This window comes from Microbacterium sp. (assembly GCF_031178525.1).
Lineage (GTDB): Bacteria > Actinomycetota > Actinomycetes > Actinomycetales > Microbacteriaceae > Microbacterium.
Genome location: NZ_JAPSJA010000263.1, coordinates 1 through 3,265, shown reverse-complemented (window position 1 = coordinate 3,265; position 3,265 = coordinate 1). Strand labels below are relative to the sequence as shown.

Sequence of the window (3,265 nt, the reverse complement as noted above, 5' to 3'; positions counted from 1 at the left end):
CGCGGCCGCCGTCCGCTTCCTAGCGTGGGGACATCCGTCCCCTCCGACCCCAGGGAGCACACAATGGCGATCTTCAGCGTCGACACCGAGGCGGTCTCCACCGCCAACGGGCAGACCCTCAACACGGCCGAGCAGATCCGCAGCCTCACCGCCGCGCTCACGGGGCAGCTGGCGCAGCTCGAGAGCACGTGGAGCGGTGCGAGCGCGGGCGCGTTCCAGTCGGCGCTCGCGCAGTGGAAGGGCGCTCAGCAGTCGGTCGAGCAGGCGCTGGACAGTCTCGGCCGCGCGCTGGGTGTCGCGAGCGCGAACTACGCGGAGGCCGAGCGTCTGACCTCCGGCATGTTCCGCTGACCCGAACGGCGGACAGCAGAACGGCCCCTCCCGAAGGAGGGGCCGTTCTGTGCGAGATGGATCAGAAGTCCATGCCACCCGTGGGGTCGCCCGCCGGGGCGGCGGCCTTCTCGGGCTTGTCGGCGACGACGGCCTCGGTCGTGAGGAACAGACCGGCGATCGACGCGGCGTTCTGCAGCGCCGAGCGCGTCACCTTGGCCGGGTCGATGATGCCCTGCGCGAACAGGTCACCGTACTCGCCCGTGGCGGCGTTCAGGCCGTGGCCGACGGGAAGGTCGGCGACCTTGTTGGCGACCACGCCCGGCTCGAGGCCGGCGTTGAGGGCGATCTGCTTCAGCGGAGCCTCGATGGCGACCTTGACGATGTTCGCACCCGTCGCCTCGTCGCCCACCAGCTCGAGACCCTCGAACGCGGTCTTGCCGGCCTGGATGAGGGCCACGCCACCACCGGCGACGATGCCCTCCTCGACGGCGGCCTTCGCGTTGCGGACGGCGTCCTCGATGCGGTGCTTGCGCTCCTTGAGCTCGACCTCGGTGGCCGCGCCCGCCTTGATGACGGCCACGCCGCCGGCGAGCTTGGCGAGGCGCTCCTGCAGCTTCTCGCGGTCGTAGTCGCTGTCGGTGTTCTCGATCTCGCGGCGGATCTGGGTCACGCGACCCTCGATCTGCTCGGCCTCGCCGGCACCCTCGACGATCGTGGTCTCGTCCTTCGTGACGATGACCTTGCGCGCACGGCCGAGCAGGTCGAGGTCGGTGTTCTCGAGCTTGAGGCCGACCTCCTCCGTGATGACCTGGCCGCCGGTCAGGATCGCGATGTCCTGCAGCTGCGCCTTGCGGCGGTCGCCGAAGCCGGGGGCCTTGACGGCGACCGACTTGAAGATGCCGCGGATCTTGTTCAGCACGAGCGTCGCGAGCGCCTCGCCCTCGACGTCCTCGGCGATGATGACGAGCTCCTTGCCCGACTGGATCACCTTGTCGACGATGGGCAGAAGGTCCTTGATGTTCGAGATCTTCTGGTTCGCGATGAGGATGTACGGGTCCTCGAAGACGGCCTCCTGGCGCTCCGGGTCCGTGACGAAGTAGGGGTTCAGGTAGCCCTTGTCGAAGCGCATGCCCTCGGTGAGCTCGAGCTCGGTGCCGAAGGTGTTCGACTCCTCGACGGTGACGACGCCCTCCTTGCCCACCTTGTCGATGGCCTCGGCGATGAGCTCGCCGATGGCGGGGTCGGCGGCCGAGATCGACGCGGTCGCGGCGATCTGCTCCTTCGACTCGACCTCCTTGGCCTGCGCCAGCAGCTCGTCCGACAGCGCCTTGACGGCCTTCTCGATGCCGCGCTTGAGGCTGATCGGGTCGGCGCCGGCCGCCACGTTGCGGAGACCCTCGCGAACGAGCGCCTGGGCGAGGACGGTCGCAGTGGTGGTGCCGTCGCCGGCGACGTCGTCGGTCTTCTTGGCGACCTCCTTGACGAGCTCGGCGCCGATCTTCTCGTACGGGTCGTCGAGCTCGATCTCCTTGGCGATCGAGACGCCGTCGTTCGTGATCGTGGGGGCGCCCCACTTCTTCTCGAGCACGACGTTGCGACCGCGCGGGCCGAGCGTCACCTTGACGGCGTCGGCCAGCGTGTTGAGGCCGCGCTCGAGGCCGCGACGGGCCTCCTCGTCGAAAGCGATCATCTTTGCCATGGTGTAGTCGTCCCTCCCGGACGTAGGCGTGTGGTCTTTAGCACTCACCTGGCGGGAGTGCCAGGACGATTCTGGCACTCACCCCCATCGAGTGCAAGCCGCGCGAGACCCACCGCCGCACACACAGGCAGGCGCCCGGCGAGCGATGTCGCGGGGCGCCTGCGGAGGGCTGTGGCGGAGCGGTCGTCGAGCGAGACGATCAGACCGGGCGGACCGCCTCCGCCTGGGGACCCTTCTGACCGGTGCCGACGGTGAACTCGACGGCCTGGCCTTCCTCGAGGACGCGGAAGCCGCTCATCTCGATGTTCGAGTAGTGGACGAAGACGTCCTGGCTGCCGTCGGCCACGGTGATGAACCCGAAGCCCTTCTCGGCGTTGAACCACTTGACGGTGCCCTGGGTCATGCGAACTCTCCTGGTGCTGGGCCCTCCTGCGGAGGGGACTACCGGGGAATCGTATCCGCGTGATTCAGGGCCTCAGCGCCGGGGAGCCGAGTATTGACACGCCCGAATAGAACTGTTTACCCGGCCGAAACACGGTCGAGCCCGACCACGACCGTGAGCCTCTTCGTCTCGTCGCCCGGCGTCACGTACTGATCGCTCTGCTCGGTGCGCGCACCCCCGAGCGCCTGCGCCACCCCGAGGGCGGCGGCCTCCTCCTCGGGCGACGCGTAGTACACCGTCGTGGCCGGGAAGTCGGAGGCGGACGAGTCGCTCGGCAGCACCATGTCCTCGGTCCACCCCGCCGCGACGAGCTCGCTCGCGACCTGCTCGGCGACACCCGCGGTGCTGGTGCCGTTGAGCACCAGGATCGTGTAGGTCGTGTCGACCACGGGAGCGACCGTGGGGGTGGCCTGCGGCTGCTCCGGCAGATCCGTCGCGCGCTGCGACAGCACGAGGAATCCGATGATGCCCGCGACGGTCAGCACGACGGTCGCCAGCATCGCCCACAGCAGCACGACGCCGCGCGGCGTGCGCGGCTGATCGGCACGGTGAGCGCCGACGCGGGCGGCCTGACGGGGGACGTCGTCGAAGCGATCCCGGGGGTAGCTGGTCGGCACGTCACGATCGTACCCGGGGAGCCTGGCCATCCCGTGGCGTCCCGAGCGGGTCAGCCCGCGATGCGGGAGCGCGCCGCGTCACGCGCGTCACGCATCCGGCGGAGGCGCCCGACCAGCAGGGGGTCGGCGGCCAGCGCGTCGCCGGAGTCGATCAGGCGGCCGAGCAGCTGGTAG

General features: G+C 69.6%; 5 protein-coding genes. 1 reads left to right on the top strand and 4 read right to left on the bottom strand.

The window, feature by feature from the left end; all coding sequences use genetic code 11:
- Positions 1 to 63 precede the first annotated feature (63 nt).
- Positions 64 to 351, top strand: a complete 288-nt coding sequence (locus tag RIF89_RS12830) for a WXG100 family type VII secretion target (protein ID WP_309069488.1) — start codon at positions 64 to 66, stop codon at positions 349 to 351.
- A 61-nt stretch (positions 352 to 412) separates the two neighbouring features.
- Here the strand turns inward: RIF89_RS12830 and groL are convergent, their stop codons facing one another.
- From groL to RIF89_RS12810, 4 genes are all read right to left on the bottom strand, one after another.
- The gene (gene groL / locus RIF89_RS12825) at positions 413 to 2,032 is read right to left on the bottom strand and encodes a chaperonin GroEL (protein ID WP_309069487.1); all 1,620 of its coding nucleotides are present in this window, start codon (positions 2,030 to 2,032) and stop codon (positions 413 to 415) included.
- Positions 2,033 to 2,231: 199 nt separating this feature from the next.
- The gene (locus RIF89_RS12820) at positions 2,232 to 2,435 is read right to left on the bottom strand and encodes a cold-shock protein (protein WP_309069486.1); all 204 of its coding nucleotides are present in this window, start codon (positions 2,433 to 2,435) and stop codon (positions 2,232 to 2,234) included.
- A 116-nt stretch (positions 2,436 to 2,551) separates the two neighbouring features.
- The gene (locus tag RIF89_RS12815) at positions 2,552 to 3,091 is read right to left on the bottom strand and encodes a LytR C-terminal domain-containing protein (RefSeq protein ID WP_309069485.1); all 540 of its coding nucleotides are present in this window, start codon (positions 3,089 to 3,091) and stop codon (positions 2,552 to 2,554) included.
- Between the two features lie 50 nt (positions 3,092 to 3,141).
- On the bottom strand, positions 3,142 to 3,258 hold the full coding sequence (locus tag RIF89_RS12810) for a DUF3263 domain-containing protein (RefSeq protein WP_375294481.1): 117 nt from the start codon (positions 3,256 to 3,258) through the stop codon (positions 3,142 to 3,144).
- Between the last annotated feature and the right edge of the window lie 7 nt (positions 3,259 to 3,265).